The sequence below is a fragment of the Xanthomonas bromi genome (assembly GCF_900092025.1).
Classification (GTDB): Bacteria; Pseudomonadota; Gammaproteobacteria; order Xanthomonadales; family Xanthomonadaceae; genus Xanthomonas; species Xanthomonas bromi.
On record NZ_FLTX01000040.1, the window covers coordinates 1 to 25551 of the forward strand.

The following is a 25551-nucleotide window of genomic DNA, read 5'->3' on the forward strand; positions in this document are numbered from 1 at the left end:
CGGCACGGCCGGGGATTTTTTTGTAACGCGACGACGTGCAACCGCTCGGCCGATGTCATGCCAGCCGGCAAGCGCCGCGATCGACGCCGCGCACGCTGAAACATCGGCCAAACGCATCACACACCCACCTCCCCGGTCTTGACCAACAGTTGCTTGGCGAACATCCCATGCAGCTTGCCGAAGGCGCGTGCCACATGCAGCGTGACAAACACCAACAACACGCCCACCGCGAACAACGACAGCGTCAGCCAGCCGCTGGTGACATCCACGCCATCCCAGGTCAGCACCGCGACGTTGTCGAACAACAGTGCGAGCGGTGATGGGGCCAAGCCCAGCGACAGCAACGTGCAAAACACGGTGAAGGAGATAACACCCAGCGGCAGCATCAACAGGAAGTACAGCATCGTGCTCCAGTTGCGCACGTCGGTGAACATCGCACCGATGCGTTGCAACCAGCCCCCCTGCAGACCCGGATGTGGCGGGCGACGCGGCGTGCGCACACCGAGCAACGCTTCGACCACGCGACCTTCGACCAGCGACAACACCCGCACCGAGCCGAAAAACAGCACCAGCAACGGCACGCCGATGATCAGGATCATCAAGCCGATCGACAGGCTGGCACAGGTCACGAACCAGCTGAAATAGAACATGCCGGTAAGCAGCGACAGCAGCATGTAGAACAATGCGCCGTACCTGCGCGAGTCGGCGGCCACAACGAAAAAAGCACCGATCCACGAGCCCGCTTGGCTGGCGCCGGTGGACACAACGCGCGGGTCACGGTCACGTCGGTTTCGCGATGGATCTCGGCCACTTCCTCCGGCGCGCCGTCGCTGCTGGCCACGCCTGCAATGACCTCGGCTTCGTTCTTGCTTTTCTGCTCTGCCAGTTCGGCACGCAGATATTCTTCGGCGTCGTAAAGCGCGTCCTGGATCGCTGCCGGATCGGCGCCGGACAGCATCTGGCGTAGCTGCAACAGATAATCCGCAATATTGGTCGGCAACGGATGTGCCAGCGCAATCGTGTTCATGCGTGGGTCCCCTCCAGCACGCAATCAACGCAATCTCGGGTGGCACGCCAGGCGGCGGTCCAATCGCGCAGGCAGTCACGTCCGCTGTCGGTGATGCGGTAATACCGTTGCGGCGACCCGGAGACCCAGAGTTCGACATATCCAGTCGCGGCCGCCTGTGCAAACCCTAGTGCGTTCATGTGCTTAGAACCTTTGGGTTACTGCCTTTCTGGCACGGCTTTACTACAGTCGGCGTCCCCTTTGCCGATAAGTTCGCCGGGGATTTTCACTTTTCGATGGGGCAGACGATGCAAACGATACGCTTGGCGCAGCCGGCCATGGCTGATACTTCCTTTGGTGCCACACGGCGCCTGTGCCTCGCGATCGGGTTGGCGTTGCCGGGCCTTGGTCTGGCGCAGGTGCAGCCGGCGCCGGCCAACGCCGAGCAGGCCGTGGCCGAGCCCGCCAAGGCACCGGTCACCGCCGCGCCGGCCACCGCCAAGGGCTATCCGCTCGAAGCCCAGGGCTGGGGTGCCAAGCAGGGCGGCAATATGTGGCAGGTGCGCTGGGCCGAAGACTGGTCGTATCTGAAGGATCCGTCCAAGCGCAAAAGTCCGTTCGATCCGCTCAAATACATCCCGCTCAATGCAGACGGGGATGTGTATGTGTCGCTCAGCAATGAACTGCGCGTGCGCAGCAACACCATTACCAATCCGGGCCTGATTCCGGGAAGCCATTCGCAGCAGCAGTATCTGCTGCGCGCATTTTTCGGCGCGGACTTTCATATCGGCGAACATTTCCGTCTATATACGGAATTGGCGCACGGCAGCCTGGACGGTCGCAACGAAGGTACCAAGACCGGCACCCAGGAAAACGACGCCATCCTGCAGCAGGTGTTCGTCGAAGTGAAGGGCCGTGTCGGCGACGCCGACACCGGTCTGCGCGTCGGCCGCCAGGTGTTCGTCGATGGCCCCACCACGCTGATGGCGCTGCGCGACAACACCGATATCTTCGTGACCTTCAACGGCGTGCGGGCCTGGGCGATCGGCGACAAGACGCGTGTCGACCTGTTCGATTTCAATTTCAACCTGGATGGCACCGAAGGCCTGGGCGACGATCGCATCGACCGCTCGCGGCACTTCCGCGGCGTGATCGGTGGCTACCGCCTGCCGACGGCCAAGCCGGCGTATCTGGAGCCGTTCTTTTATCAGTTCCGTAACGACAACCAGGTCTGGGGCCGCCAGAGCGCAGAAGAAAACCGCAATTACTATGGCCTGCGCCTGTGGGGCAACGTGGGCAAGCTGCGTACCGATTCGTTCGTGACCGTGCAGCGCGGCAGCTTCGGCGGACGCGACCTGCGCGCCTACATGGCCAGCACCTCCAACGCCTGGTCGTTGAGCGAAACCGGCTGGAAGCCGCGCCTGGGGTTCCATAGCGAAATCGCCTCCGGCGGCGGTGGCGCCTCCGGGACCGGCACGCTGCGCAATAACAATTTCCTCTACGGCAACACGATCTACTTCAGCTGGGCCACGTTCTTCGGCCCGGTGAACCTGGTCACTGCCGCGCCGACGTTCACCTTCTCGCCCACCTCCAAGATCACCGTGAATCTGGAATGGGAAACCCTGTGGCGCCAGACCACCAGCGATGCGATCTACAACAACCAGGCACGCGCCTACGCACGCACGCAAAACACCGGCGAGCGCCGCATCGGCACCATGCCGCGCATCAACGCCACCTGGAACATCGACCCGAATTGGTCGGTGACCTTCCGCGCCGAACACCTGATGGCAGGGCCGGCGTTGGAGAAGGCCGGCTACGGCGATTCGACCTTCGTGATGGGCTGGTTGAACTTCCGCTTCTAAGCTCAAGGTGCTCGATGCGCCTGCGTGCATCGCGTCGCGCTGCCATCACCGTCGCGCATGCACATGCCGCGCCCTGCCTGGGTCGCGGCATGTGGCGTTTGAGCAGGCGGTCAATGCCATGCCCGCGTCGCGGCAGGCGTGAGGCACGAGCGTCTTCGACGCCAGTGGCGGTCGCGCCGATTCGGCGAATATCGGCCCAGCAAATCAGCGACACACCTACTGGGCAGACCCGTTTTTTCCACACAGCATTCAGAGGGATGCGTAGTGCCGATTAAGCATCGCCGAACTTACTGGATCGCATTGGCCTGACGTGGTTCTGTGATCCCCGGCTAGCCGGCAATGGCCAGCGATAGTCCCCACTGCCACCGTCGCGCCGGGCGTACGGGACCAGGATCAGATGCTTGCCATCGTCATCGGCCTGCAGCGGGCGCGCCCGTCCACGCAGCGCGGGCGGTAGCGCGGCAAGTCGCAGCGCTACCGACTGCGCTGCGTCCGCTGGGTGATCGCGCAACCACAGCATCGCCGAGACCGCGCGCAATGCAGCGGCGGTGTCCTGCAGCTTGCGTTGGTAATCGGCATAGTCCGGACGCGACACGCTTGCCAACAGGCAGCCGGTGGCATTGGCCACGCAGGCCACCGATGTCGTCTCGGGTAGTGGAACGCTGTCCTGCGGAAGCGCCCGATCCTGCTCCAGCACTGCCCGCACCGGAGCGCTGCACGCCCAGGTAAAGGTCGGCGCCAGCAAGGCCTGGGTGCGCTCGAGATCCAGCAACTGTGGCGCTAGGCGATCAAGCCAGTCGCGATCATCGTGCTCAGGAGGCACTTCCTGCAGCATCGAGAACGCCATCCGCGATTCGCCATGCAGCGCATGACAGAGCGATATCTCGTCGGTTGCGGCCGGTGCGAACGCCGCGGCGCAGTGCGCAGGCAGCGACTGCTGCACCGGCAGCTCGGCCAGCATGTCGGCAAATAGCTGCGCATTGCCACGCAGCATCGCCGCGCCAATCATCGTGATCGCCAGATTGTCGCCACTGCGCATCAGGACACGGGCAACCTGCGCATCGGTGCAGACGCCGGACAAGGCCTGGGTGGTGCGCCCCTGGACGAAGTCCAAGGCACTGGCCGTCATCGACAAGGACATCTTCGGCAGTTCGGGCAATGGCGTATCGACCTGCGCCCGGAATGGGCTGCGGTAGTCGGCGGCGTCCGCCAATGCCCGCATCCGGGCCAGCAGCGGAGCTTGTGCGGCCAGCGCATCGGCATAGGCCTGCGGTTGTGTGCGCACGCGCTGCAGGCATCCGCCGGCGCTGGCAGTGCACAGCGCCGGCGCGCTGGATGGCCAGCGTGGCAGGCGCGGATAGTCTGCTGCGACACTTTGAAATGGCACCCGCTCCGGCAGCCGATTGAATCGCTCCACGTCCTGGGCCAGCACGTTTTCGCGCTGCGCCTCCGGTATCGCGTACGACAGCGACCACAGCGCCACGAACATGTTGCTCCCGCGCAACGGCGGCGGCGGCTGACGTAGCTGCGCCAACGCCTGGCGCTGCGCCTCGGCAATCGGCCAATGCCTGGAGACCGCATACAGCGCAACCACCGCCGCGAGCAGGATGCAGACACCGAGCAGGGCGGCTTTGAAAAACTTGGCAGTCACGTGGGTACATCCTTCCCTGGGAGTCGCGCATCTTAGTCGCATCGGCGCAGGCCGGCGACGGGCAGACGCCACCATGTCGCCGTATGGACATCGAACTCTTTCGGAATCAGGCACCGGAAGAGGTTGCAGCGGTGGGACGCACGCGAAGCACGTTTGCCAATCCCGAATGCCCACTCCCAAATCCACGGCTCATCCCCACCGAGCGCGGCCGAATGCCTACACTATGCAGATGTCCGAATCCCCCACGCCGCACGCCCGCCCTTCCCTGCAACGGGTCTTCCTGACCGGCTTGCTCACCTTGTTGCCGGTCTGGTTGACCTGGGTAGTGGTGAAGTTCGTTTTTTCGCTGCTCTCCGGCATCAGCAGCCCATGGGTGGTGCCGTTGTCCGAACGCATTGCTGCCTCGTTCCCCGATTATCTTGGCTGGTTCAAAGCGCTTTGGGTGCAGAACACCATCGCCCTGGTCGCAACCGTGGCAGTCATCCTGTTCGTCGGCCTCCTGAGCCGGCGCGTGATCGGCCAGCGCCTGCTGCACTGGTTCGAGGCCATCATGCGGCGCATCCCGCTGGCCAGCGTGGTCTACGACAGCGCGCGCAAGCTGCTGGATATCCTGCAGACCCAGCCCGGCAGCACACAGCGCGTAGTGCTGATCGACTTCCCGCATCGCGACATGAAGTCGGTGGGCTTGGTCACCCGCGTGATCAAGGAACAGGGGACCGGCCGAGAACTGGCGGCAGTCTACGTGCCAACCACGCCGAACCCCACCTCCGGCTATCTGGAAATCGTGCCGGTGGAGCTGCTCACGCCCACCGACTGGAGCGTGGATCAGGCGATGAGCTTCATCATTTCCGGTGGCGCAGTGGCGCCGGAATCGGTTCCCTTCACCCGTACTGCGGATCGCTAAGACCATGACACACGTGCGTACCCTCGACGATCGCGCGGTCCGCCTGTTCATTGCATTGGCGGCATTCTTCTGCGTCAACGCGGCGCTGGCCGAGTTCATCGGCGTCAAGATCTTCGCGCTGGAAGACACGCTCGGCATTGCGCCGTTGAACTGGAATCTGTTCGGCCAGAGCGGCTCGCTCAGCTTCACCGCCGGCACCTTGCTGTGGCCGGTGGTGTTCATCATGACCGACACCATCAACGAGTTCTTCGGCAGCCGCGGGGTGCGCTTCATCTCGTGGGTGGCGGTCGTGCTGATCGGCTATGGCTTCGTGTTCGCCTTCGCAGCCATCGCGCTGGCGCCAGCGGGGTGGTGGGTCACTGCGGCGCAGAGTCAGGGCGTGCCGGATTACCAGGCGGCGTTTGCGGCGGTGTTCGGGCAAGGCCTGTGGACCATCGGCGGCTCGCTGGTGGCATTCCTGTTCAGCCAATTGATCGACGTTATGGTGTTCCACCGTATCCGCCGCGTCACTGGCGAAAAACACGTATGGTTGCGCGCTACCTGCTCCACCGCGGTCTCGCAGGTGGTGGACAGCTTTGTGGTGATCTATATCGCCTTCGTGCTCGGCCCTCAGCATTGGTCCATCGACCAATTCCTGGCGGTGAGCACGCTCAACTACATCTATAAGATGGGCTTTGCGGTGTTGCTGATCCCGCTGCTGTACCTGGCGCGCCGCGGCATCACCGCGTATCTGGGCGCCGAGCGGGCCGAGCAGTTGCGCGAAGAGGCCGCTGCCGACTGAGCCAGGTTGCCTCCAGCCAAGGTCATCGCGTCAATGGGTTGCGATGGCAGCGCCTTGCCGGCAGTGGCACGCATCGCTGCGTTGCAAGCCAACGCACCGTGCGCTGTGGCCTGCGCGCGAGCGTTCGCGTTTCTGCCGCAACGTACCACAGCACGCAGGCACAGGTCCGCGCCCGTGCGCCGCATGAATTGCCGATAGGCGGTATGCCCCCAATGGCTGGCCCTAACCGTGCGGATCGGGCAAGCTCCTCGCTCGCTTGTTTCCGGAGCCGGTAATGCCCCTTCGCTTTTCCCGCCTGCTGTCCCTGGCCATGGCCGCCATCGTGAGCCTGTCGCTGGCGGCGCCGGCCGACGCGGCCAAGAAGAAGACCGCCAAGGCACAGACCACGCAAACGCGCGCGAAGGCGAGCAAAGGCAAGAAGACCGCCAAGGCGGCATCTAAGAGCACCAAGGGCAAGGGCAGCAAGGCCGCCAATGTCAGGCCACGCGCGGTGGCCGCGCCGGTGGTGCTGACCAAGGCACAGCAACTCAACCTGCTGTACGACCAATACTGGGACGCTTCGCTCAAGCTCAATCCGCTGCAGGCCACCTTCCAGGGCGAGAGCCGTTACAACGACCAGCTGCCCAACTTCCTGTCGCCGGCGTTTCGCCAGCAGTCGCACGATTTCACCGTGCTGTGGCTGGGCAAGGCCGAGGCGCTGGGGCCGGATGGCCTGAGCGGCCAGGACCTGCTCAGCTACCAGATCTTCGTAAGCGATGCGCGCAGCGCGCTGGCCGCCGAGCAGTTCCCGAGCTGGATGCTGCCGATCAACCAGTTCTACAACATCGCCAGCATCACGGTGGTGCTGGGCTCGGGCACCGGCGCGCAGCCGTTCAAGACGGTCAAGGATTACGACAACTGGTCGCGGCGTGCGCAGGGCATTCCCGAACTGTTCGACCAGGCCATCACCAACATGCGCGCCGGCATGCAGGCCGGCGTGGTGCAGCCCAAGGTGCTGATGCAGAAGGTGCTACCGCAGCTGGATGCGATCATTGCGCGCAGTGCCGAAGACAGCCTGTTCTGGGGGCCGATCCGCAACCTGCCGGCCGACATGCCCGAGGCCGACAAGCAGCGCATCACTGCCGAGTACAAGCGCATGATCGAAGCGCGCATCATGCCGGCCTATCGCGCGTTGCGCGGCTTCATCGCCACCGAATACCTGCCCGCCTGCCGCGACAGCGATGGGCTAGCGGCATTGCGGAACGGTGCCGCGTGGTACGCCTACGACGTGCGCCAGAGCACCACCACGGACCTGACCCCGGAACAGGTGCATCAGATCGGCCTGGATGAAGTCGCTCGCCTGCAGGGCGAAATCCAGGCCTTAGCCAAACAGGTCAAATTCCGCGGCAACCTGCCCAAGTTCTACAAGTTCATGCAGACCGACCGGCGCTTCAGCTTCCGCAGCGAGACCGAGTTGCTGGGCGCTTATCGCAGCCTGCAGGGCCGCGTGCAGCTGGCAGTGCCGCGGTTGTTCAACACCCAGGGCATGCCGGCGCTGGAAGTGCGTGCGGTGGAACCGCAGCGCGCGCAGTCCGCGGCCAGCGGCTCATACATGCGCCCCAGCGTCAATGGCAGCAGCGGCAACTCAGCGGGCATCTTCTACGTCAACACCTCCGAACTGCCCTCGCGCAAGACCTGGGAGGCAGAGAGCCTGTACCTGCACGAAGCCATTCCCGGCCACCACTACCAGCTCGGGCTGCAGCAGCAGCTGACCGACCTGCCCAACTTCCGTCGCCTGGGCGGCGAGACCGCCTACATCGAAGGCTGGGGCCTGTACGCCGAATCGCTGGGCCGCGAGCTGGGCCTGTATCAAGACCCGTACAACTACTACGGCTATCTACAGAACGCGTTGTGGCGGTCGATTCGCCTGGTCACCGATACCGGCCTGCACAGCAAGGGCTGGACGCGTACCCAGGCCATCGACTACATGGTGGACAACTCTGCGATGACCCGTGCCGATGCCGAAGCCGAGGTGGACCGTTACATGGCCATCCCCGGCCAGGCGCTGGCTTACAAGGTGGGCGAGATGAAGATTTTGCAATTGCGCCAGCAGGCGCAGCGCGAGTTGGGCCCACGCTTCGATGTGCGCGCCTTCCACACCGAAGTGCTCAAGGACGGCTCGGTGCCGCTGGATATCTTGCAGGACAAGATCCAGCGCTGGATCGCCACGCAGAAGGGGTGAGCGGCAAGGCGGAAGCAGTCACGCCGCGAAAACGCGTTTTCTGCCAGCAGCGGCGTCCAGCGTGGCAGACACGACCGAACGACGACGGGTGGGCCGGCATGCACGGGACGCGTAGAACCGTCGAGCGCGTGCAATGCGTGCCGATCCTGGCTACCTGCCGCGTAGTCGTTGTGCTGGCCGCGCCCAGGAGGCGCGGAGTGTCAGGATCGGCGCGGCAGGACGAACTACCGCTGCGCGCGGCGCTTGCGTAGATGTCGTTTACACAGAAGTCTCTCAGCGCCTCACCCGTGCGCACTCAACCGGCCACGCGCGCCGCCGCCAATGCGGCGATATCGCGCGGCGTGGTGCGGCAGCAGCCACCGATCAGGCGCGCGCCAGCCGCCAGCCATTGCGCATGCTGGTCGGCCAGCGTGCGCGCCGTCGCGTGGCCGGCATGCCAGCGCTTGTCGCTGGCGTCGTAGTGCTCGCCCGAGTTCGGATACACCACCAACGGCAGCGCGGTCAGCCCCGACAGGCTGTGCAATGCAGCCGTCACCTGATCCAGCGCAATGCAATTGATGCCCACCGCGATCACCTGCGCACAGGCATCCAGGGCCGGCACCACCTGCGCCAGCGGCGTACCGTCGCTCAGACGCTCCGCATCGCGCAATGTGAAGGAAAACCAGGCATGCAGCTGCGCAAATTCGTTTTGCAGCAACTGCCGCAACGCCATGATTTCGCTGGCCGATGGCAGCGTTTCACAGGCCAGCACGTCCACGCCAGCCTTCGCCAGCGCAGCGATGCGCGGGCGATGGAAGTCCATCAACTGCTCGATCGGCAGCACGTAGTCGCCGCGATATTCCGAGCCATCGGCCAGATATGCGCCATACGGCCCCACCGAGCCTGCCACCCACATCGGCGCGGCGTGTGGCTGGGCCTGCAGATGATTGGCGCGTGCCTGCATGGCCAGTTCCACGCTGCGTGCGATCAACGCCTGCGATTGCGCAACATCCAGTCCGCGCGCGGCGAACCCAAGCGGGGTGGCCTGGTAACTGGCGGTGATCGCGCATTGCGCACCGGCAGCGAAGTAATCGCGATGCACCTGATAGATCAACTCCGGCTGTTCCATCAACACGCGCGCCGACCACAGCGCATCGTTGAGATCGCAACCGCGTTGTTCCAGTTCGGTGGCCAGCGCGCCGTCCAGCAGCACGTAACCCTCATCTTGCAAGGCCTGGCTGAAAGGTGCGTTGGCGCGCGGCTGGCGGGGAAGAATCGTCATGCGTGCAGTCTCCTGGCGGCGAGCCATTGGCTGAAGGCATAGGCGCCGTAGCACAGCGCCACGAACGGAATTCCGCAGTACAGCGCAATGCGCTGCTGCGGATCGAATGCCAGTCCGACGCACGCCAGCAGACACAGCGAAACGCCGAGGATCGGCGTCCACGGATACCACGGCGCCCGATATGCCAGCGTTTCCAGCGCAATGCCATCGCGCAGCAGTTGGCGACGGAAGCGGTAATGCGCGGCGCAGATGCTCAGCCACACCACCACCACCGCAAACCCCGAGACGGCCGAGATCGCAACGAATACGGTGTCTGCCGCATACACGCCCGTGAGCAATGCAAGCAAGCCACCCAGCATGCTCAACGACACCGCACGCAACGGAATACCGCGGCGGGTCAACCGCGCCAGGCCCGCCGGCAACGTGCCTTCGTTGGCCAACGACCACAGCATGCGCGCGGCCGCATACAGGCCGGAGTTGGCGGCCGACAGGATCGCAGTGAGGATCACCGCATTCAAGATGTCGGCCGCGTATGGAATGCCCAGCAACTCGAAGGCGCGCACGAACGGACTGGTCTCCACCGCAGCCTGGCTGGCCGGCAGCAGCGCGGCCAGCACCAGCACGGTACCGACAAACAACACCACCAGCCGTACCAAGGTCGTACGAATCGCCAAGGGAATCGCGCGCGCCGGCTGCGCGGTTTCGCCGGCAGCTACACCGATCAACTCGGTGCCGGAAAACGCGAAATTGACCGCCACCATCGTCATCAGGATCGGCAGCGTGCCGTGCGCAAACCAGCCTTCGGCACGCAGATGCCGCAGCCCGGGTGCGGGCGAACCATCGGCCAGCGGCAGCACGCCGATCACCGCCGCGCCGCCCAGCCCGATGAACACCAGGATCGTGACCACCTTGATCAACGAAAACCAGAACTCGCCCTCGGCAAACCAACGTGCCGACACCGTGTTCAAGCCGAAGATCAGCGCACAGAACACCAGACACCACGGCCACGCCGGGCTCTGCGGGAACCAGTACTGCATGCAGAACGCCGCTGCAGTCAGGCTGGAGCCCAACGCCACCGTCCAGGTCAGCCAGTACAACCACGCCACCACGTATCCGGTGGCCGGACCCAGGTAACGCGCGGCATACACATGAAACGCGCCGGTCTGCGGCATCGCCACTGCCAGCTCGCCCAGGCACTGCATCACCAGGTACACCACCAACGCGCCGATCAGATACGCCAGTACCGTGCCCAGCGCCCCAGTGCTGGCGATGATGTAACCGGTATTGAAGAACAGGCCGGTGCCGATCACGCCACCCAGCGACAGCATCACCAGATGACGCACCTGCATGCTGCGCTGGAACTGCGGTGCGGAAGTGGGCGACTGTTCGGGCATGCGTACGCCTGAGCGGGAGGGCGCATCATCCTGCCACGCGCCCGCAAACGGTCACAACCGTCCGCAAGCAAGCTGTGACGCAGGGCCTGCGGCTCACTGGCGGGCAGTTATGCTGCTGAACGGTTTCTGCTGGCCTTCCGCATGCCACACCATCGCCTTACCGCCCTGCACACATCCTCGCGCAGCCTCGCTATCGGAGGCTTGCCTGGGCGCTTGCCCACGCCACACAGCGCAACCTGCACAGGCGATGCCGACCTTGCTGTGCACCGCATTGCGCGCCATGCGTGCAGCGCGTGCTCGAAGGCGTCGACAACGGCCCTCCTGCCCTCAGCACTGCGTTGGAACGCGGCATGATGCTCGCTGGCATTCACCACGTGGCGATCATCGCTGGCGACTACGCGGCGTCCAAGCAGTTCTATTGCGAGGTTCTGGGCTTGCGCATGCTCGACGAGCATTATCGGCAGGTGCGCGATTCGTGGAAGCTGGACCTGGCCCTGCCCGATGGCGGGCAGATCGAGCTGTTCTCGTTTCCCAACGCGCCCTTGCGGCCCAGCCGGCCGGAAGCGCGCGGCCTACGCCACCTCGCGTTTCGCGTCGACGACCTGGATGCCGCCATCGCGCATCTCAACGCTCACGGCGTGGCGACCGAAGATATCCGCATCGACGAATACACCGGCCGCCGCTTCAGCTTTTTCGCCGATCCGGACGATCTGCCGCTGGAATTGTACGAGATCAGCTGAGCAGCAACGCGCGTGCGAGGCATATGCCGCTCACGCAAGGTCTGCGTCTGCCGATGGGACTGCCACTGCCTCGGCGAAGAGCGACACGCACGCATGAGCACATCCCGCAGTGCATCTTTCCGCCACCATACTCCACGGTATACATTCGCTCCCAGGCCGCCGACGGTGGCCACAGCAATCCCTGGGAGGGGACACATGCGCAAGACGTTCAAGACCCTGATGCTGGCCCTGCCGCTGGCAGCGGCTTCGCTGCTGGCCCAGGCGTCCGATTCGCCGGTAGGCCGCTGGAAGACCATCGACGACGAGACCGGCAAGCCCAAGTCGGTGGTACAGATCGAACAGGCCGCCAATGGCACGTTGAGCGGCAAGGTGGTCGAGATCCTGCAGTCCAACCATGGGCCAAACCCCACCTGCGACAAGTGCGACGGCGCGCTGAAAGGCAAGCCGATCAAGGGCATGACCATCCTATGGGGCCTCAAGGCCGACGGCACCGCCGTGTGGGACGGCGGCTCGGTGCTGGACCCGGCCAAGGGCAAGACCTACAAGGCCAAGATCACCCTGACCGACGGCGGCAAGAAGCTGCAGATGCGCGGCTACGTCGGTATCGAAGCGCTGGGCCGTACCCAGACCTGGGTGCGCGAGTAGCCAGGAATCGGGATTGGGAATCGTAAGAGCGGGCGCCCTTCGGGGCGCCTTTTTTGTTCTCCAATCCGCCATGCCGGCCCGCGAGAAAACTGAAAGGCAAGGGGTGAGCGCCATTGCGCTCCCACGGCCGGCGAACGGCCGGCGCCCATCAACAGCGCAAGAAACTTGCCCTGCCTCTACCGATTCCCCATTCCCCATTCCCGCCCCTTTCCCGACTAATGCGATAATCGTCTGTCCCCCGCATCACGCCTGCCATGACCCGCACCGCACTTGTCACCACCGCTCTGCCGTACGCCAACGGCCCGCTGCATCTTGGCCATCTGGTCGGTTACATCCAGGCCGATATCTGGGTGCGCGCGCGCCGGTTGCGCGGCGACAAGACCTGGTTCGTCTGCGCCGACGACACCCATGGCACGCCGATCATGCTGGCGGCCGAGAAGGCCGGCGTCACCCCGGAAACCTTCATCGCCAATATCCAGGCCAGCCACGAGCGCGATTTCGCCGCGTTCGGGGTGAGCTTCGATCATTACGATTCGACCAATTCGCCGGTCAATCGCGAGCTCACCGAGGCCTTCTACAGCAAGCTGGAAGCGGCCGGCCATATCAGCCGGCGCTCGGTGGCGCAGTTCTACGACCCGGCCAAGGGCATGTTCCTGCCGGACCGCTACATCAAGGGCATCTGCCCCAACTGCGGCAGCGCGGATCAGTACGGCGACAACTGCGAAGTCTGCGGTGCCACCTACGCGCCAACCGAGCTCAAAGAACCAAAATCGGTGATCTCCGGCGCCACCCCGGAGCTGCGTGATTCGGAGCATTTCTTCTTCGAAGTCGGCCATTTCGACGGCTTCCTGCGTGAGTGGCTGGCCGTCGATGTCGCGCTGCCCGGCGTCAAGGCCAAGCTCAAGGAATGGCTGGACACCGAAGGCGGCCTGCGTGCGTGGGACATCTCGCGCGATGCGCCGTATTTCGGCTTCCAGATTCCCGGCCAACCGGGCAAGTATTTCTACGTGTGGCTGGACGCACCGATCGGCTACCTGTGCAGCTTCAAGACGCTGTGCGCGCAGATCGGCGAGGATTTCGACGCGCATCTGGTCGCCGGCACCCAGACCGAGCTGCATCACTTCATCGGCAAGGACATCGTCAATTTCCACGGCCTGTTCTGGCCGGCGGTGCTGCACGGCACCGGCCATCGCGCGCCCACACGCCTGCACGTCAACGGTTATCTGACCGTGGACGGCGCCAAGATGTCCAAGTCGCGCGGCACCTTCGTGATGGCGCGGACCTTCCTGGATGTCGGCCTGGAACCGGAGGCGCTGCGCTACTACTTCGCGGCCAAATCCTCCGGCGGCGTGGACGACCTGGACCTCAACCTGGGCGATTTCATCGCGCGGGTGAATGCCGATCTGGTCGGCAAGTTCGTCAACCTGGCCAGCCGCTGCGCCGGCTTCATCGGCAAGCGTTTCGACGGCAAGCTCGCCGACGCGCTGCCCGATCCGGCGCAGTACGACCGCTTCGTCGCCGCGTTGGCGCCGATCCGCGACGCGTATGAACGCAACGATGCCGCCAGCGCGATCCGCCAGACCATGGCGCTGGCCGACGAGGCCAACAAGTACATCGACGACACCAAACCCTGGGTGATCGCCAAGCAGGATGGCGCCGATGCGCAGCTGCAATCGGTCTGCACCCAGGGCCTGAACCTGTTCCGCATCCTGGTGGCCGGCCTCAAGCCGATCCTGCCGCGCACCTGCGCCGAGGCCGAGGCCTTTTTGTCGGCGCCAATGACCAGTTGGGAAAATGTGGAGCGCCCGCTCACCGCGCACACGATCCAGCCCTACACCGCCCTGTTCACCCGTATCGACCCCAAACTGATCGACGCCATGACCGACGCTTCCAAAGACACCCTCGCCATACCTGCGGCACCGGCTACCACCGCCAAGCCTGCACCGGCCAAGGCTGACGCAAAGCCCGCCGCAGCTGCCAATCCCGAATCCCCAACCACCAATCCCGGCTTCATCGGTATCGACGATTTCGCCAAGCTCGACCTACGGATCGGCAAGGTGCTGGTGTGCGAATTCGTGGAAGGCTCCGACAAGCTGCTGCGCTTCGAGCTGGATGCCGGCGAACTGGGCAAGCGCCAGATCTTCTCGGGCATCCGCGCCAGCTACGGCGAACCGGAGACATTGGTCGGCCGCAGCGTGGTGTTCATCGCCAACCTGGCCCCGCGCAAGATGCGCTTCGGTATCAGCGAAGGCATGATTTTGTCGGCCGGCTTCGACGGCGGCGCCCTGGCGCTGCTGGATGCCGACAGCGGCGCGCAGCCGGGCATGCCGGTGCGGTGAAGCGGGATTGAGGAGTCGGGATTTGGGAATCGTAGAAGCAACCCCTGATCTGGTCTGCGAGACATGCCCGATGAATCTTCAGGCTCCGACTACTGAGAGATTTCAAAAGCGGGTGCCAAGCCCATCTCTACACGTCCCCGAGTTCAAGGCCCCTCTACCGCCGGGGTGAGAAGGCACGGGTTGCGCGCCACTGGCGCACGTGCCTTGGAGCGCCCGCGCTGCGATCGCGGAGCGGGGGTTGCGGTGAGGGTACGATGCCAAGCGCTGATGCCGTTCCAACTGCACGAGGCTGCGCTCGCACCTTCATCCGCCCTTGCGGGGCACCTTCTCCCCCCACGAAGGAGGACACTGTCCCAGTGGGAGAAGGGAACAGCAGACACAGCGCCTTTAACGAATCCCCACTCCCGACTCCCCAATCCCCGCCCCCATGCACCTGGCCCTGTTCGATTTCGACCATACCGTCACCACCTGCGACACCTATGCGCGCTTCCTGCGCAAGGTCGCCACGCCTGCGCAGCTGGCCGCGGCGAAGTGGCAGGCGGGTCCGTGGGTGCTGGGATACCGGATGGGCATGGTGTCTGCGGCAGCACTGCGCGCACGGGTGACGCGGCTGGTGTTCAGTGGTCGCTCGCTGGATGACATGGCCGCGCATGGCACCGAGTACGCGCGCATGGCGCTGCCGGGCGTGCTGCGTGCCGAGATGATGCAACGCATCGACTGGCATCAGACGCAGGGGCATGAAGTGGTGCTGGTCTCCGCGTCGCTGGATCTCTATCTGCAGCCGTGGTGTGCCGAGCATGGGCTGTCGCTGATCTGCAACCGGCTGGAACATGTTGCAAGCGTGTTGACCGGGCGCTATGCCGATGGCGACTGCGGCCCGCACAAGGCGGCGCAGATCAAGGCGCGCTACGACCTCTCCACATATGCGTGCGTGCATGCGTATGGGGACAGCCGCGAAGACAAACCGATGCTCGCGCTTGCGCAACGGCGCTGGTATCGCGGCAATTTGCTGCATTGAGATGGCCACGATGTCCGCCCCTGCGCCCGATCTGGTCGAACGCCTCGACCGCCTGCTGCCGCAGACCCAATGCGGCCAATGCGGCTACGACGGCTGTCGTCCGTATGCGCAGGCGATGGCAGATGGCCTGGCTACGATCGATCACTGTCCGCCCGGCGGCGATGCAGGGGCACGCGCATTGGCGCAGGTGCTGGGCGTGCCTGCACGTCCCTTTGATCGCAGTCGCGGCGCACACACATTGCCGCAGGTGGCCTGGATTGTGGAGGCCGATTGCATCGGCTGCACCAAGTGCATCCAGGCCTGCCCGGTAGATGCCATCGTCGGCGGCGCCAAGCACATGCACACGGTGATCGCGCCGCTGTGCACCGGCTGCGAACTGTGTCTGCCCGCCTGCCCGATGGATTGCATCGAGCTGCACTCTGCCAGCTGAGCGCGGGGTTCGGCGCGAGGCCGCAGCCCGTGGGCGCTTGCGTGACGACGGACTCACGCACATCGCGTCACGGGCACACGCGACGCAAGCCCGATCTGAGCGGGCGCGAACTGCAGGGTATGTTGCCGATCGAGCAGTTGGTCTGCCGCATCCGGTTTTGCTAGGCCAGCGAGGGGACCTACACGCTGCCGCAATCGGGCCGGCATTCGATCGCAACCCGCGGTACATGCGTTTAGCGATGCGCCATTCGCCTGGGCACAAATGATGTGGGCCATGGACAGGGCAATGTGCCACCCTGCGGACCGCTGGCAGCCTGGTCCTTCGCGGGCCCACCGCTGCCGCGCAGGCCACCTGATCGCGGTGCGGGCAGGCACCGCACCCCGCTGCTCTGCACCATGCGCCCCTGCCTGCCCGTCCCCGCTGGCTGCCGCCGCGCGCGCGCAGCGCGGCTCGATCACCCGTTCCGGCACGATTCCTGCCGTCTCCACCGGACCGTCAGTGCCATCACCGTCTGCCGCCTGCCACGTCCAGGCCAGCCGCGCCAGCGCTTCAACCACCTTGCCGTCGGGAACGTCCTGACGCATCCGGCGCATCCGTGCTGCGGCCGCGTCCGTATTGGTACGCACTTCCATCGAGGATCTGCCGATGCGCCCACTTGCCGCTACCCTCGCCGCGCTCACCGTTCGTTGCCGATCGATTCCACCGTTGTTGCTGCTGGTGCTGGGCGGCCTGCCGCTCGGCGCAGCGGCGGTCACGCGCGTGGATGGCGATGCCTTCGATGGCGATAGCGGGGCGTTACGGTATCGCGAGTCGCATTGGCTGCTCGACGATGGCGGGCGGGTGGTGCTGTACCGTTGCCCGGATGGACGAGCGTTCGCACGCAAGCAGGTCGACGGCGGTGGTCCCTCGCCCGACTTCAGCCTCATCGACGGGCGCGACGGGTATCGCGAAGGCGTGCGCCAACGCGATGGCGTGCGCGAGATGTTTCAGCTCGCCCCCGGCAAGCCCGAACGCCACACTACGCTGCCGCCCGATGCAGGGCCGCGGGTGATCGACGCCGGGTTCGACACCTATCTGCGCAATCAGTGGGACGCCATTGCAAGCGCACCGCAAAAAGTGGACTTCGTGTTGCCCAGCCTGCAGCGGCAGCTGAGTTTCCGTGTCGAACGCATGGGCGATGCTGGCGGCCAGCGGCGTTTCCGCATCAGTCTGGATGCCTGGTACGGCGCGGCGGTACCGTCGCTGGAGGTGCGTTATTCGATCGCCAACAAACGCCTGCTCGAATTCCGCGGCGTCGGCAATCTGCGCGATGCGAACGGTCGCTATCCGCGCGTGCGCATCGTCTTTCCGGACACCGCTGCACGCGCGGCCGGTGCCGACGAATTGCGCCAGGCCCGTGAGCAGCCGCTGATCAAGTCGTGCAGCGCCTCGTGAGCCACGCGCGCTCCATCTTCACGTTCGAACACGCGCCGTTGCGTACAACGGCCGGGGCACCCATTCCCCGCACAGGAGCATCGCCGTGGCAAAAGCCTATCTCTGGATCAACGCAGTGCTCTATGTCGCCCTGGCGGTGTGGTGCACGCTCTCCCCGGCCAAGACCGCAACCGCGGTGGGCTATACCCAGCTCTCGCCGGCCGGGCAATCCGAATATCTGGTCATCTACGGCGGCCTGCAGCTGGGCATGGCATTCCTGTTCGGCTATTTCGCCTGGATCGATCAAGCCCGCACCGGCCTGGTGGTCGCGTTGGCGTTCTACGCTCCCATCGTGCTGTTCCGCAGCGTCTCGCTCTCGCGCCTGTGGCCGGTCTCCGCTCCCACTGTTGCGCTTGCCGGCGTGGAGATCCTGTTGCTGCTCGCCGCGGTGCTGCTGTGGTTCCAGCGCAAGTGAAAGACACGCTCAGCACAGTCCGGTAGCATCGGTCCCACCTCACCCAACGCCCGACCGCATGAGTGCCATTCCTGGCCACGACGACGATGAGACCGGACGCCTGCTGACCGCAACCGCGAGCGGCGACCGACGTGCTTTCGAAGCGCTGTACCGGCAGACCTCGCCCAAGCTGTTCGGGGTGTGCCTGCGCATGATCCCGCAACGCGCCGAAGCAGAAGAGGTGCTGCAGGACGTGTTCACGCTGATCTGGCACAAGGCCGGGCAGTTCGATCCGAGCCGCGCGCGCGGGTTGACCTGGCTGGCGATGATCGCACGCAACAAGGCGATCGATCACTTGCGCGCCAATGCGCCGCAGCGTCGCAACGTGGCGCTGGATGATGCCGGCGAACTGCGGTCCGTCGATGCCTCGCCGCTGGATCGCACCGAGCGCGCCAGCACGCGCCGACGCATCGATCATTGCCTGGCCGAACTGGAACCGCCGCGCAGCGAGTTGATCCGCACGGCGTTCTTTGAAGGAATCACCTACGAAGAACTCGCCGAACGCACCGACACGCCGATCGGCACGGTCAAAAGCTGGATCCGTCGCGGTCTGGCCAAACTCAAGGCATGTCTGGAACGATGAGCACGCCCTTTCCCATCGACCAGGAACCGCCGCGCGACGTGCTTGCCGGCGAATACGTGCTTGGCCTGCTGAGCGCAGAAGAACGTCTGGCCGCCGAACAACGCGTTGCCACCGATGGTCAGTTCGCCCAGGCAGTTCTGCAGTGGCAGGACCTGTTGGCGCCGCTGCTGGAGGACATCGTGGCGCAGAGGCCACCGGATCACGTGTGGGCCCGCGTGCGCCAGACGCTGGGCTTCGACACCCCTGTGCGTGCGGTGCCGTCTGCTGCGCCGGCAGCACCGGTGTGGAACAGCGTGCGGTTCTGGCGCTGGGCCAGCGTCGGTGGCCTGGCCACTGCAGCGGTGTGCGTGCTCGCCCTGCTCAATGTGCGTACGCCGCAGGCACCGGAGCAGCCGCCGCCGACCGGTGGGGTTGTGCAGTCCCCGGTCACCCCGCCTGCCACCACCACGCCTGCCGCGACCGGGATCGCAATGACCTCGACCCTGGCCACCGAAGACGGTCGCCCCGGTTATGTGGCCTTGATGGATGCCGACAAGCACACCATCACGGTGACACCGCTGGACCGCACCGCCACCGTCGACAAGGTACCGGAGCTGTGGCTCATCACCCCCGATGGCAAGGCACATTCGATGGGCACCTTCGACGATCAACGCGCACGCCGCGCGCAGATCCCCGATCAGCTGATGCCGATGCTCAGCAACGAGGCGATCTTGGCCGTCACGCTGGAGCCGCCGGGCGGCGCACCCGGCGGCGTTGCCACCGGCAACGTCGTTGCCAAGGGCGGCATCAGCACGCTGGCAATGGCGCCCTGATGCAGCACGCATGACCTCGCTTGCGGGCGCTTCGCAAGCACGGTTGCTTCGAAAACAGCCTCGTCCGCGCCAGCATTGTCTGGTGCGGATAATGTGTGCGTAGGTGCGCGATTCATTCGCGGCGTCAAGCGAATCCCACCCGCGCATGCGACGATCAAGCAGCCCGCTGCATCTGTTTGCCGGCAGCGTGCGTACTGGGTCACGACTACATATGGAGAATCACGCGTGCCGAGCACTGGCCTCGACCCTCACTCCACAACGCCACAGCCCACACCCACGCCACCGCGCGGCGGGCTGGCCGCGTGCGTCGGCAACCTGCGTCGCTGGGTGGATTCGCAAACCGACGAGCCCCTGGACGAAGCACGCGCCGATCGCATCGACTGGCTGCGCGCGCTGCCCTTCATTGCACTGCACCTGGCCTGCCTGGCGGTATTCTGGGTAGGCGCGTCCTGGTTTGCGGTGGGCATGGCGGTGGCGCTGTACGCGCTGCGCATGTTCGCGCTCACCGGTTTTTATCACCGCTACTTCTCGCACCGCGCGTTCAAGACCTCGCGGGTGCTGCAATTCGTCTTCGCTGCCATCGGGGCCACCTGCGTGCAGCGCGGGCCGCTGTGGTGGGCGGCGCATCATCGCAACCACCATCGGCACACCGACACCGGCCGCGACCCGCATTCGCCGGCGCAGCACGGCTTCTGGTGGAGCCATACCGGCTGGTTCCTGACCCCGCGTCATTTCCGCACCGATTGGGAAGTGATTCCCGACCTGCGCCGCTTTGCCGAACTGCGCTTTCTGGATCGCTTCGACATCGTGATGCCGGTACTGCTGGCGCTGGGCCTGTACCTGCTGGGCGACTGGCTGGCGGACGCGGCGCCGGCACTGAAGACCAGCGGCACGCAGTTGCTGCTATGGGGCTTTGTGATTTCCACCGTTGCGCTGTTCCATGCCACCTTCACCATCAACTCGCTGGCGCACCGTTTTGGCAGCCGGCGCTTCAACACCCGCGATGACAGCCGCAACAACTGGCTGCTGGCGCTGCTCACCTTTGGCGAAGGCTGGCACAACAACCACCATTTCTTCCCCGGCTCCGCGCGCCAGGGCTTGCGGTGGTGGGAATACGACATGACCTGGTACGGACTCACCGCGATGTCGTGGGTGGGGCTGGTGTGGGATCTCAAGCCGATGCCGAAGATGCTGACTCAGCGCGCCGCACGGGTGGCGCGATGAGCGAGGGCAGGATTGCCGTGGTCGGCAGCGGAATCGCCGGCCTCGGTGCGGCGTGGCTGTTGTCGCGGCGCTACGAAGTGACCCTGTTCGAGGCAGCCGATTATCTGGGCGGGCATACGCACACGCACGACATCCAGCTGGAGGGTCAGCGTTACGCTGTGGACAGCGGCTTCATCGTGTTCAATCCGCAGCATTACCCGCTGCTCACGCGCATGTTCGCCGAGCTGGACGTGGCTGCGCAGCCAACCACGATGAGCTTTTCGGTACACGATGCGCGCAGCGGGCTCGAATACAACGCCGGTAGCCTGGGCGGGTTGTTCTGCCAGCGCCGCAATCTGCTCAGCCCGCGCTTCTGGCGCATGCTGGCCGACCTGCGCCGCTTCTATCGGCAGGCACCGGCGGTGCTGCACAGCGACGAGCGTTTCAGCACGCTGGGCGCGTACCTCCAGCGACACGGCTATTCGCAGGCATTTCGCAACCAGCACCTGGTGCCGATGGCATCGGCGCTGTGGTCTTCGCCCTCGCAGACCATTCTCGAATTTCCCATGGGCCAACTGATCGGCTTCATGACCAATCACCACATGCTGCAACTCAGCGGTCGCCCGCAATGGCAGGCGGTGCAAGGCGGCTCCAGCAGCTATGTGCGTGCGCTGCGCCGGCGCTGGCAGGTGGTCGAACGCCTGTCCACGCCGGTACACGCGATCCGCCGCACCCCCAATGGGGTGGTGCTGAAGGCATCGGGCTGCGAGGAACATTTCGACCATGTGGTGCTGGCCTGCCATGCCGACGATGCGCTGGCCCTGCTCAGCGATGCCACGCCGGCCGAACAGCAGATCCTGGGCGGCATCACCTACCAGGACAACGACACCGTGCTGCACACCGACGCCAGCGTGCTGCCGCGCGACCGTCGCGCCTGGGCAGCATGGAACGCGCACGTGCCGGCCGACCCGGCTGCGGCCTGCACGGTGAGTTACTGGATGAACGCACTGCAGTCGATCACTTCGCCGAAGCCATTCATCGTCAGCCTCAATCGCGATCACGCCATCGACCCGGGCAAGGTGCTGCGGCGCATGCGCTATCGCCACCCGGTGCAGAACGCGGCAGCACTGACTGCGCAGACGCGCAAGGCCGAGATCCAGGGCGTGCAGCAGACCTGGTTTGCCGGCGCGGCGTGGGGCTTCGGTTTCCATGAAGACGGCCTGCGCAGCGGCGTGGATGTCGCCGCTGGCCTGGGAGTGCACTGGTAATGCAGCTGCTGCGCGAAGCCCACACCGACGCGGTGCCGTTGCCCCCTGCCGAGGGCAGCGGCGCCGGTGGCGTGGCGGGGCCGTTGCGCAGCGCGATCTACACCGGCTGGGTGCGGCATCGCCGATTCATGCCCAAGGCGCTGCACTTCCGCTATCGCCTGTTCCTGATGTATCTGGATCTATCCGAGCTGGATCGGGTGTTCGCGCGGCGCTGGTGGTGGTCGGTGGGGCGCGCCAACCTGGCGCAATTCCGGCGCAGCGATTATCTGGGCGATGCGCGCATTCCCTTGGACCAAGCGGTACGCGACTGCGTGCAGGCGCACACCGGCGAGCGGCCCGAGGGCGCGATTCGGCTGCTGACGCACCTGCGCTACTTCGGCCACGTGTTCAATCCGGTCAGCTTCTACTATTGCTTCGATCGTCACGACGGCCTGCGCTGGATCGTGGCCGAAATCACCAATACGCCCTGGCAACAGCGGCATACCTATGTGCTGCCGGTCGCGCAGGCGCGCACGCATCGCGATGTGCACGCCTGGCGCTTCGACAAGCGTTTCCACGTTTCGCCGTTCATGGGCATGCAGCATCGCTACGACTGGCGCTTCAGCGTGCCGGATGCGCAGTTGCGCGTGCACATGGATGTGCTGGACGCCGTCGGCGACGCTGCCGGCGGTGCCATCGACAACACCGGCACGCGCCGCTTCGACGCCACCCTGGTGCTGCAACGTCGACCGCTTACCGGGCGCAACCTGGCCCGCACGTTGCTGGCCTATCCGTTGATGACGATTTGGGTGGTGATTGCCATTCACTGGCAGGCCTTGCGCCTGTGGCTGCGCGGCAATCCTGTCCACAACCACCCTCACCCGCCTGTGCGAGAACCCCGATGAACGCCACGTCTGTGCCCGATCACGCTGCGCCGCGCGCGGCCTCCTGGACGGACCGTCTGCTGCGCAAGCGCCTGCTGGCCACGCTTGGCGAATTGCGCGATGGGCAACTGCAACTGCATGAAGCCGGCACTGTCACCACACTGGGCACGGCCACGGGCGCGGAGGCCTTGCAGACGCAATTGCGCGTGATCGACCCCGGCTTCTATCGCCAGGCCGCGCTCAATGGCAGCGTCGGTGCGGGCGAGTCGTACATGGACGGGCAGTGGCAGTGCGATGACCTGGTTGCCTTGATGCGGCTGCTGCTGCGCAACCGCGAGCGGTTGGACGCGATGGAAACCGGCACCGCACGCCTGGGCGGCTGGGCCATGCGCAGCCTGCATGCGTTTGCGCGCAACACCCGCAGCGGCAGCCGGCGCAACATCGCCGCGCATTACGATCTGGGCAACCCGCTGTTCAAGCTGTTTCTGGACGAAAACCTGATGTATTCGTCGGCGATCTTCGTCGATGGCGAAGAAGCGCAGGGCGAAGCGGCACTGGAACGTGCGGCCACGCGCAAGCTCGAACGCATCTGCCAGAAATTGCGCTTGGGTCCACAGCATCATGTGGTGGAAATCGGCACCGGCTGGGGCGGCTTTGCGCTGCATGCCGCACGCGCGCATGGCTGCCGCGTCACCACCACCACCATTTCACGCGAACAGTTCGAGCTGGCCACGCAACGCATCGCCGCAGCCGGCTTGAGCGATCGGGTGACGGTGTTGTTGCGCGACTACCGCGATCTGGAAGGCCGCTTCGACCGCGTGGTGTCGATCGAGATGATCGAGGCGATCGGCCATCAATATCTGGACACGTATTTCGCCAAGGTCGGCAGCCTGCTGGCCGACGATGGCGAGGCGCTGATCCAGGCCATCACCATCGAAGACCATCGCTACAAACAGGCGCTGCACTCGGTGGACTTCATCAAGCGGCACATCTTCCCTGGCAGCTTCATTCCTTCGGTGGCGGCGATGACCGGGGCGGCCGCGCGCGCCAGCGATCTGCGCCTGTTCCATCTGGAAGACATCGGCCCGAGCTATGCGTTGACCTTGCGTGCGTGGCGGCAGCGCTTCATGGCGCAGTTGCCGCAGGTGCGTGCACTGGGCTACGACGAGCGCTTCATCCGCATGTGGGAGTTCTATCTGGCCTATTGCGAAGCCGGTTTTCTGGAACGCTCGATCGGCGATGTGCATCTGTGGCTGAGCAAGCCCGGTGCACGCCCGCCGCAGTTCGTGCACGGTCTTGCCGGCGACGCATGAAGCAGCTCGGCAACTACCTCGGCCTGCAGGTGCTGTGGCTGGTGGCTGTCAGCGCCGCTGCGCATGCGCGCATCTGGCCAACGCTGCTGGTGCTGACCGCGTTTGCGCTTTATCAGCTGTGGCCATCGCGCCGCGCGCCGGGCGATATGCAGTTGATGGTCGCAGCGTTGTCGCTGGGGTTGCTGCTGGACACCACGCTTGCAGCAGGCAATTGGGTCCGCTACGCCGCACCGTGGCCGGGTAGCTTGCTGGCGCCGCCGTGGATCCTGGCATTGTGGCTGGGCTTTGCGCTCACCCTCAATCATTCCTTGGCGACGGTGATGCAGCGGCCGTGGCTGGCGGTGTCGCTCGGCGCCATCTTCGGGCCGTTTTCGTATTGGCTGGCGCAACGCAGCTGGCACGCGGTGGAATTTCAATCGCCCTACCTGCACGCCGTGCTTGCCGTGGGCATCGGCTGGGGCGCGGCCTGCGGCGTATTGTCGCTGTATGCACGCCGGCTGGCGCGACCATTGCCAGAGCACATCACCGGAGAACTGCAATGAATGCCTGGCCGCTGCTGCATGTGGGCGTGTTTGCGAGCGTGGTGATGGTGATCGGCTGGCTGTGGCAACGTCGCAGTGGCAACGCCGGCCTGGTCGACGTGTTGTGGGCGAGCTGCCTGGCGGTGGCTGCGCCGTATTGCGCGTGGATGTCCGATGGCGCAGTGCTGCCGCGCTTACTGGTGGCAGTGCTTGGTGGCGTGTGGGGTGCGCGCCTTGCGCTGCATCTGGGCGTGCGCGTGTTCGGCGATCCGCACGAAGATGGCCGCTACCGCGCATTGCGCGAGCATTGGAACGGTAGCCAGAGCAAGTTCCTCGGGTTTTTCCTGGCCCAGGCCGTGGTCGTGGTGCTGTTCGCCGTGCCGTTCCTGGCAGCTGCGAGCAACCCGACTCCTGCCGGGAGCGTGTGGACCGGCGTCGCCATTGCGGTGTGGTTGATTGCGGTCGGTGGCGAGGCGTTGGCGGACCGGCAGTTGTCGGCGCACAAGGCCGACCCGGCCAATCGTGGCAAGACCTGCCGCACCGGTCTATGGCGGTATTCGCGCCATCCCAATTATTTTTTCGAGTTCGTGCACTGGTTTGCGTATCTGGCGCTGGCCGTCGGTGCCGGGCCATGGCCGGTGGCGCTATGCGCGCTCGGCCCGGTGGTGATGTTCGTGTTTCTGTATCGCTTCACCGGCATTCCTTACACCGAGCAGCAAGCGCTGCGCTCGCGTGGCGAGGACTATGCTCGGTACCAGCGCACCACCAGCGCGTTCTTTCCGCTTCCCCCTTCGTCCTGAGTTGCCTGG

Annotated in this window: 22 protein-coding genes and 2 pseudogenes; 19 read left to right on the forward strand and 5 right to left on the reverse strand. The window is 65.2% G+C overall.

Features of this window, described 5'->3' with window-relative positions:
- Positions 1-116: 116 nt before the first annotated feature.
- Positions 117-1027 (reverse strand): annotated as a pseudogene (locus XBLMG947_RS12915) (sensor domain-containing protein).
- A pseudogene (locus XBLMG947_RS12920) lies at positions 1024-1167 on the reverse strand (PadR family transcriptional regulator); the annotation flags it as partial. The pseudogenes XBLMG947_RS12920 and XBLMG947_RS12915, both read right to left, overlap by 4 nt.
- A 147-nt stretch (positions 1168-1314) precedes the next feature.
- Here XBLMG947_RS12920 and XBLMG947_RS12925 point away from each other — a divergent pair.
- Positions 1315-2868 (forward strand): alginate export family protein, encoded by a 1554-nt coding sequence (locus XBLMG947_RS12925; RefSeq protein ID WP_065469183.1) that lies wholly within the window; start codon positions 1315-1317, stop codon positions 2866-2868.
- Between the two features lie 271 nt (positions 2869-3139).
- On the opposite strand, the gene XBLMG947_RS12930 is transcribed toward XBLMG947_RS12925, so the two are convergent.
- A complete protein-coding gene (locus XBLMG947_RS12930; RefSeq protein ID WP_065469184.1) occupies positions 3140-4561 on the reverse strand; it encodes a hypothetical protein in 1422 nt (473 codons plus the stop codon).
- A 187-nt stretch (positions 4562-4748) separates the two neighbouring features.
- On the opposite strand from XBLMG947_RS12930, the gene XBLMG947_RS12935 reads away from it, so the two are divergent.
- The 3 genes from XBLMG947_RS12935 to XBLMG947_RS12945 all read left to right on the forward strand — a co-directional run bounded on the left by XBLMG947_RS12935 (position 4749) and on the right by XBLMG947_RS12945 (position 8425).
- Positions 4749-5423, forward strand: a complete 675-nt coding sequence (locus XBLMG947_RS12935; protein ID WP_065469185.1) for a DUF502 domain-containing protein — start codon at positions 4749-4751, stop codon at positions 5421-5423.
- A gap of 4 nt (positions 5424-5427) precedes the next feature.
- Positions 5428-6204, forward strand: a complete 777-nt coding sequence (locus tag XBLMG947_RS12940; protein WP_065469085.1) for a queuosine precursor transporter — start codon at positions 5428-5430, stop codon at positions 6202-6204.
- Between the two features lie 274 nt (positions 6205-6478).
- Positions 6479-8425 (forward strand): DUF885 domain-containing protein, encoded by a 1947-nt coding sequence (locus XBLMG947_RS12945; RefSeq protein WP_065469086.1) that lies wholly within the window; start codon positions 6479-6481, stop codon positions 8423-8425.
- Between the two features lie 295 nt (positions 8426-8720).
- Here XBLMG947_RS12945 and mmuM read toward each other — a convergent pair whose 3' ends face one another.
- Positions 8721-9686 (reverse strand): homocysteine S-methyltransferase, encoded by a 966-nt coding sequence (mmuM, locus tag XBLMG947_RS12950; protein ID WP_065469087.1) that lies wholly within the window; start codon positions 9684-9686, stop codon positions 8721-8723.
- Positions 9683-11080, reverse strand: a complete 1398-nt coding sequence (mmuP, locus tag XBLMG947_RS12955) for an S-methylmethionine permease (protein ID WP_065469088.1) — start codon at positions 11078-11080, stop codon at positions 9683-9685. The genes mmuM and mmuP overlap by 4 nt, the downstream gene beginning before the upstream one ends.
- A 350-nt stretch (positions 11081-11430) precedes the next feature.
- Between mmuP and gloA2 the strand changes: the two genes are divergently transcribed.
- From gloA2 to XBLMG947_RS13040, 15 genes are all read left to right on the forward strand, one after another.
- On the forward strand, positions 11431-11820 hold the full coding sequence (gloA2, locus tag XBLMG947_RS12965) for an SMU1112c/YaeR family gloxylase I-like metalloprotein (RefSeq protein WP_065469186.1): 390 nt from the start codon (positions 11431-11433) through the stop codon (positions 11818-11820).
- Positions 11821-12015: 195 nt separating this feature from the next.
- Positions 12016-12465, forward strand: a complete 450-nt coding sequence (locus XBLMG947_RS12970) for a DUF2147 domain-containing protein (RefSeq protein WP_065469090.1) — start codon at positions 12016-12018, stop codon at positions 12463-12465.
- Between the two features lie 254 nt (positions 12466-12719).
- A complete protein-coding gene (metG, locus tag XBLMG947_RS12975; protein ID WP_065469091.1) occupies positions 12720-14804 on the forward strand; it encodes a methionine--tRNA ligase in 2085 nt (694 codons plus the stop codon).
- Positions 14805-15231: 427 nt separating this feature from the next.
- Complete coding sequence (locus tag XBLMG947_RS12980) at positions 15232-15822, forward strand: HAD family hydrolase (protein ID WP_065469092.1); 591 nt, start codon at positions 15232-15234, stop codon at positions 15820-15822.
- A gap of 1 nt (position 15823) precedes the next feature.
- Entirely contained in the window at positions 15824-16252 is a 429-nt protein-coding gene (gene rnfB, locus XBLMG947_RS12985; protein ID WP_065469093.1) for an Rnf electron transport complex subunit RnfB, read from the forward strand.
- Positions 16253-16897: 645 nt separating this feature from the next.
- Positions 16898-17686, forward strand: a complete 789-nt coding sequence (locus XBLMG947_RS12995; protein ID WP_065469187.1) for a hypothetical protein — start codon at positions 16898-16900, stop codon at positions 17684-17686.
- 85 nt (positions 17687-17771) lie between these two features.
- The gene (locus tag XBLMG947_RS13000) at positions 17772-18140 is read left to right on the forward strand and encodes a DUF4345 domain-containing protein (RefSeq protein ID WP_065469095.1); all 369 of its coding nucleotides are present in this window, start codon (positions 17772-17774) and stop codon (positions 18138-18140) included.
- Between the two features lie 58 nt (positions 18141-18198).
- The gene (locus tag XBLMG947_RS13005) at positions 18199-18762 is read left to right on the forward strand and encodes a sigma-70 family RNA polymerase sigma factor (protein WP_065469096.1); all 564 of its coding nucleotides are present in this window, start codon (positions 18199-18201) and stop codon (positions 18760-18762) included.
- Entirely contained in the window at positions 18759-19574 is an 816-nt protein-coding gene (locus XBLMG947_RS13010; RefSeq protein WP_065469097.1) for an anti-sigma factor, read from the forward strand. The genes XBLMG947_RS13005 and XBLMG947_RS13010 overlap by 4 nt, the downstream gene beginning before the upstream one ends.
- Before the next feature lie 225 nt (positions 19575-19799).
- The gene (locus XBLMG947_RS13015; RefSeq protein WP_065469098.1) at positions 19800-20798 is read left to right on the forward strand and encodes an acyl-CoA desaturase; all 999 of its coding nucleotides are present in this window, start codon (positions 19800-19802) and stop codon (positions 20796-20798) included.
- Positions 20795-22045 carry an NAD(P)/FAD-dependent oxidoreductase gene (locus XBLMG947_RS13020; RefSeq protein ID WP_065469099.1) on the forward strand — a complete coding sequence of 417 codons (1251 nt, stop codon included), beginning with the start codon at positions 20795-20797 and terminating at the stop codon, positions 22043-22045. The genes XBLMG947_RS13015 and XBLMG947_RS13020 overlap by 4 nt, the downstream gene beginning before the upstream one ends.
- Complete coding sequence (locus XBLMG947_RS13025; protein WP_065469100.1) at positions 22045-22929, forward strand: DUF1365 domain-containing protein; 885 nt, start codon at positions 22045-22047, stop codon at positions 22927-22929. The genes XBLMG947_RS13020 and XBLMG947_RS13025 overlap by 1 nt, the downstream gene beginning before the upstream one ends.
- Positions 22926-24221 (forward strand): SAM-dependent methyltransferase, encoded by a 1296-nt coding sequence (locus XBLMG947_RS13030; RefSeq protein WP_065469101.1) that lies wholly within the window; start codon positions 22926-22928, stop codon positions 24219-24221. Before XBLMG947_RS13025 ends, XBLMG947_RS13030 begins: the two co-directional genes overlap by 4 nt.
- Positions 24218-24763 carry a DUF2878 domain-containing protein gene (locus XBLMG947_RS13035; protein ID WP_065469102.1) on the forward strand — a complete coding sequence of 182 codons (546 nt, stop codon included), beginning with the start codon at positions 24218-24220 and terminating at the stop codon, positions 24761-24763. Before XBLMG947_RS13030 ends, XBLMG947_RS13035 begins: the two co-directional genes overlap by 4 nt.
- Positions 24760-25542 carry a DUF1295 domain-containing protein gene (locus XBLMG947_RS13040; protein ID WP_065469103.1) on the forward strand — a complete coding sequence of 261 codons (783 nt, stop codon included), beginning with the start codon at positions 24760-24762 and terminating at the stop codon, positions 25540-25542. The genes XBLMG947_RS13035 and XBLMG947_RS13040 overlap by 4 nt, the downstream gene beginning before the upstream one ends.
- Positions 25543-25551 lie beyond the last annotated feature (9 nt).

Excerpts from the sequence above, each read along its gene's own strand:
- gloA2 (WP_065469186.1), top strand. The coding sequence starts at position 11,431 with ATGATGCTCGCTGGCATTCACCACGTGGCGATCATCGCTGGCGACTAC.
- XBLMG947_RS13030 (WP_065469101.1), top strand. The coding sequence starts at position 22,926 with ATGAACGCCACGTCTGTGCCCGATCACGCTGCGCCGCGCGCGGCCTCC.
- XBLMG947_RS12940 (WP_065469085.1), top strand. The coding sequence starts at position 5,428 with ATGACACACGTGCGTACCCTCGACGATCGCGCGGTCCGCCTGTTCATT.
- XBLMG947_RS12980 (WP_065469092.1), top strand. The coding sequence starts at position 15,232 with ATGCACCTGGCCCTGTTCGATTTCGACCATACCGTCACCACCTGCGAC.
- XBLMG947_RS12970 (WP_065469090.1), top strand. The coding sequence starts at position 12,016 with ATGCGCAAGACGTTCAAGACCCTGATGCTGGCCCTGCCGCTGGCAGCG.
- XBLMG947_RS13040 (WP_065469103.1), top strand. The coding sequence starts at position 24,760 with ATGAATGCCTGGCCGCTGCTGCATGTGGGCGTGTTTGCGAGCGTGGTG.
- XBLMG947_RS13010 (WP_065469097.1), top strand. The coding sequence starts at position 18,759 with ATGAGCACGCCCTTTCCCATCGACCAGGAACCGCCGCGCGACGTGCTT.
- XBLMG947_RS12995 (WP_065469187.1), top strand. The coding sequence starts at position 16,898 with ATGCGCCCACTTGCCGCTACCCTCGCCGCGCTCACCGTTCGTTGCCGA.
- XBLMG947_RS12930 (WP_065469184.1), bottom strand. The coding sequence starts at position 4,561 with ATGCGACTAAGATGCGCGACTCCCAGGGAAGGATGTACCCACGTGACT.
- mmuP (WP_065469088.1), bottom strand. The coding sequence starts at position 11,080 with ATGCCCGAACAGTCGCCCACTTCCGCACCGCAGTTCCAGCGCAGCATG.
- XBLMG947_RS12935 (WP_065469185.1), top strand. The coding sequence starts at position 4,749 with ATGTCCGAATCCCCCACGCCGCACGCCCGCCCTTCCCTGCAACGGGTC.
- metG (WP_065469091.1), top strand. The coding sequence starts at position 12,720 with ATGACCCGCACCGCACTTGTCACCACCGCTCTGCCGTACGCCAACGGC.
- XBLMG947_RS12925 (WP_065469183.1), top strand. The coding sequence starts at position 1,315 with ATGCAAACGATACGCTTGGCGCAGCCGGCCATGGCTGATACTTCCTTT.
- XBLMG947_RS13020 (WP_065469099.1), top strand. The coding sequence starts at position 20,795 with ATGAGCGAGGGCAGGATTGCCGTGGTCGGCAGCGGAATCGCCGGCCTC.
- rnfB (WP_065469093.1), top strand. The coding sequence starts at position 15,824 with ATGGCCACGATGTCCGCCCCTGCGCCCGATCTGGTCGAACGCCTCGAC.
- XBLMG947_RS13025 (WP_065469100.1), top strand. The coding sequence starts at position 22,045 with ATGCAGCTGCTGCGCGAAGCCCACACCGACGCGGTGCCGTTGCCCCCT.
- XBLMG947_RS12945 (WP_065469086.1), top strand. The coding sequence starts at position 6,479 with ATGCCCCTTCGCTTTTCCCGCCTGCTGTCCCTGGCCATGGCCGCCATC.
- XBLMG947_RS13035 (WP_065469102.1), top strand. The coding sequence starts at position 24,218 with ATGAAGCAGCTCGGCAACTACCTCGGCCTGCAGGTGCTGTGGCTGGTG.
- mmuM (WP_065469087.1), bottom strand. The coding sequence starts at position 9,686 with ATGACGATTCTTCCCCGCCAGCCGCGCGCCAACGCACCTTTCAGCCAG.
- XBLMG947_RS13005 (WP_065469096.1), top strand. The coding sequence starts at position 18,199 with ATGAGTGCCATTCCTGGCCACGACGACGATGAGACCGGACGCCTGCTG.